Origin of the sequence: Microbacterium sp. UBA3394, assembly GCF_002358725.1 — a bacterium.
Lineage (GTDB): Bacteria > Actinomycetota > Actinomycetes > Actinomycetales > Microbacteriaceae > Microbacterium > Microbacterium luteum.
Genome location: NZ_DEPK01000071.1, coordinates 1 through 3707, shown reverse-complemented (window position 1 = coordinate 3707; position 3707 = coordinate 1). Strand labels below are relative to the sequence as shown.

At 68.9% G+C, this 3707-nt stretch carries 5 protein-coding genes; 3 read left to right on the top strand and 2 right to left on the bottom strand.

All coding sequences use genetic code 11. From position 1 onward, the window contains the following. On the bottom strand, positions 1–644 hold a 644-nt coding region (locus tag B4E30_RS04085; RefSeq protein ID WP_286793614.1), incomplete at its 3' end, for an acyltransferase family protein. A gap of 135 nt (positions 645–779) precedes the next feature. Between B4E30_RS04085 and B4E30_RS04080 the strand changes: the two genes are divergently transcribed. Further along, on the top strand, positions 780–1976 hold the full coding sequence (locus B4E30_RS04080) for an LLM class flavin-dependent oxidoreductase (RefSeq protein WP_286793621.1): 1197 nt from the start codon (positions 780–782) through the stop codon (positions 1974–1976). Between the two features lies 1 nt (position 1977). Beyond that, positions 1978–2631 carry an FMN reductase gene (locus tag B4E30_RS04075; RefSeq protein WP_194383395.1) on the top strand — a complete coding sequence of 218 codons (654 nt, stop codon included), beginning with the start codon at positions 1978–1980 and terminating at the stop codon, positions 2629–2631. Positions 2632–2634: 3 nt separating this feature from the next. Here the strand turns inward: B4E30_RS04075 and B4E30_RS04070 are convergent, their stop codons facing one another. Beyond that, complete coding sequence (locus B4E30_RS04070; RefSeq protein WP_194383394.1) at positions 2635–3231, bottom strand: DedA family protein; 597 nt, start codon at positions 3229–3231, stop codon at positions 2635–2637. A gap of 140 nt (positions 3232–3371) precedes the next feature. On the opposite strand from B4E30_RS04070, the gene B4E30_RS04065 reads away from it, so the two are divergent. Next, positions 3372–3707 (top strand): glycosyltransferase (locus tag B4E30_RS04065; protein ID WP_286793613.1); only part of this gene is annotated, 336 nt, incomplete at its 3' end.

The following is a 3707-nucleotide window of genomic DNA, read 5'->3' as shown; positions in this document are numbered from 1 at the left end:
GCGAAGGCGGCCACCGAAGCGGCGGTGACCCACCACCGCACGCGCAGCAGTGCGAAGCGCTCGACCAGACCCCGTTCGTGCACCCACCATCCGAGGGTGAAGAAGGGGAGCAGGCCGAGAGTGCGTGACAGCGAGAAGGTCGAGTCGATGTTCGGCAGATATCCCACGCCGATGCTGATGACCACGGTCCACAGCAGCGGCCAGCGCAGGAGGGCGAGGTAGGGAAGCACGAGCCGGAAGATCGCGAGTGCCAGGAGGAACCAGAGCGTCCACGACGGCTGCGTGATGTTGGGGTTCGCCTGCCCTTCGACGAGCAGCTTGGTGATCGTCCACAGGCCCTCGAAGACGAGATACGGCAGCACGATGTCGGTGAGGACGCGCACCATCTGGCGCCTGCCGGGAGGGTCGGACTTCGAGAAGTATCCCGAGATGAGCGCGAACGCCGGCATGTGGAAGGCGTAGACGAGCAGATACAGGCCCAGCGCGATGTCGGAGTCGTAGGTGAGGCGCTGGATCGCGTGGCCGAGCACGACCAGCACGATGCATGCGAACCGCGCGTTGTCCCAGAAGGGAACGCGGCGTTTGCCCGAGGACGTTCGGACGGATCCGGTCGCGGGTGGCGGGGGAGTGATGGCAGCGCTCATGTCGAGAAGGACACCCTATCGCCGGGAATACCCTGGAGCGTACGGCGTTCCACAAGATACATTCACTTGCATAAATCGGATGCCACCCGCATCCGGAGGATCGGAGAGATCGTGGACGACACCACGTGGCCTGGAATGCAGTTCGGCATCTTCACGGTGAGCGACATCACCGAGGACCCGACGACCGGTCGGACCCCCAGCGAGGCGGAGCGGATCCGCGCGACACTGACGATCGCCCGTCACGCCGAAGATGTCGGGCTCGACGTCTTCGCGCTGGGCGAGCATCACAACCCGCCGTTCTGGTCGTCGTCGCCGACGACGGCCCTCGCCTACATCGCGGCGCAGACCGAACGCCTCGTGCTCTCGACCGCGACGACCCTCATCACGACGAACGACCCGGTCAAGATCGCCGAGGACTTCGCCATGCTGCAGCATGTCTCGGGCGGCCGCGCCGATGTGATGCTCGGCCGCGGGAACACCGGGCCGGTCTATCCGTGGTTCGGCAAGGACATCCGCCAGGGACTCCCGCTCGCGATCGAGAACTACGCGCTGCTGCACAAGCTCTGGCGCGAAGACGTCGTGGACTGGGAAGGTCAGTTCCGCACGCCGCTGCAGGGCTTCACCTCCACCCCCCGACCCCTGGACGGCGTCGCGCCGTTCGTGTGGCACGGGTCGATCCGCACGCCGGAGATCGCCGAACAGGCCGCCTACTACGGTGACGGGTTCTTCGCCAACAACATCTTCTGGCCGAAGGAGCACTATCAGCGGCTCATCGCGCTCTACCGTCAGCGGTACGCCCACTACGGCCACGGAAGCCCCGAGCAGGCCATCGTCGGGCTCGGCGGCCAGGTGTTCATGCGCAGCAGCTCCCAGGATGCCGTGCGCGAGTTCCGCCCGTACTTCGACAACGCCCCCGTCTACGGGCACGGTCCCTCGCTCGAGGACTTCAGCCAGATGACGCCGCTGACCGTCGGGTCGCCGCAGCAGGTCATCGACCGGTACGCGGGCATGCGCGAACACTACGGCGACTACCAGCGCCAGCTGTTCCTCATGGATCACGCGGGTCTGCCCCTGAAGACGGTGCTCGAGCAGCTCGACATCCTCGGCGGCGAGGTCGTGCCCGTCCTGCGCCGGGAACTCGCCGAGAACCGACCCGCCGCCGTGCCCGACGCTCCCACGCACGCGGCACGCGTCGCCGCGGCCGGGGGAGCCCGCGAGGCCCGGCCTCGCGCGAACCGGGGCGACAACCTCTCGGGCCCGAGCCCCTACCGGGACGTCCCCGCGGCGGCGGGCTCGTCCTTCGGCGCCGCTGCGGCACGACAGGGGGCGTGAGATGACCGACACCCTCCCGCGCCGCATCGCCGTCGTCTCGGCCGGCCTGTCCAACCCGTCCTCGACCCGCATGCTCGCCGATCGCCTGGCACGCGCAACGGTGGATCAGCTGCGCTCGCGGGAGATCCCCGCCGACGTCGACACGTTCGAGCTGCGAGACCATGCCCACGAGATCACGGACAACCTGCTGACCGGCTTCGCGCCTCCGAAGCTCGAGGCGATGATCAACGCGGTCGTGTCGGCCGATGCGCTCATCGCCGTGACCCCGATCTTCTCCACCAGCTACTCGGGCCTGTTCAAGTCGTTCATCGATGTGCTCGACCCGGACTCGCTCACGGGCAAGCCCGTGCTGATCGGAGCCAATGCCGGCACGCCGCGCCATTCCCTCGCGATCGACTACGCCATCCGACCCGTGTTCGCGTACCTGCACACCCAGCCCGTGTCGACCGGCGTGTTCGCCGCATCGGGGGACTGGGGCGGCGCAGACGGGAACGCGGCGTCCCTGTCGAGTCGGATCACCCGAGGGGCCACGGAGTTCGCCGAGGCCATCGCGTCGCGACCGGTCGCTCGCTCGGCCGATCCGTTCGACCCGGCGACCTACCTCGGAGAAGGACGCTCCTTCGGTCACCTCCTGGGAGGTCTTGCCGGCGAGTGAGGTTCATCGCGGCGCCGCTCGCCGCCGCGCCGCGAGGATGACATCGACGGCGACGCCGAGGGCGAGCGCGATCGCGATGGACACGACGACCGCGACCACGGGTCCCCCCGGCACCAGCAGCGCCACCACGGCGCCGACGAACGCCTGGTACGAGGCCCAGCCGGTGGCGGCGATCGCCGCCACCGTGAGAAACCGCGGTGCGGACACGCGGGTGGCGCCCGCGGTCAGGTTCACCGCGAGGCGAGCGAAGGGGATGAATCGTGCGGTGAAGACGATCACCGCCATGCTGCGGTCGAGGCGTGCGTGAGCCCACGACATCGCCGAGCGCACGCGCGGCGTCTGCATCCACCGGTGACGCTCGATGCCGGAGAAGCGGCCGACCGCATACAGGATGGCGTCGCCGGCGAATGCCGCAGCCGCGGCGACGAGCACGACGGCGAACACCGGCGGCTGCCCGGTCGAGACTCCCAGCGCTCCGAACGCGGTCACCGACGCCTCACCGGGGACGATCACGAGGAACGCGTCGCCGATGACCAGCGCGAACAGCAGCGGCAGGGCCCACGGGCTCGCGGCGAGGGACGCCAGCATGTCGTCGAGCATGCGCGAAGAACTACCAGGCGCCGGTGAACGGCGACGGAACGCCGACGGTCGGGTGACGTGCCGAGGTGCATCGGGTGAACAGTCGGCGACGACGGCGGGGAACGTCTCACGTCGCGGGCTGCGAGCCTCACCCTGGAGTCGTGAGAGTCGCGATCCTTGCGGAATCCTTCCTCCCGCACATGAGCGGTGTGACCGGGTCTGTCCTCCACGTCCTGCGCCATCTGTCCGACCACGGACATGAGACGCTGGTCATCGCTCCGAAGGCCGGCGAGGTCGACGCCGACCTGCACGGCGCCCGCACGGCGCTCATGCGATCGGTCCCCCTGCCCTCCTATCCCGACGTGCGTGTGGTCTTCGCCCGAGCAGCGACACTCGCCGCGCTGCTGCGCGATTTCGACCCCGATGTCGTCCACCTCGCCTCCCCGTTCGTCCTCGGCTGGCAGGGCATCGCTGCGGCCGACGCCTTGAAGATCCCG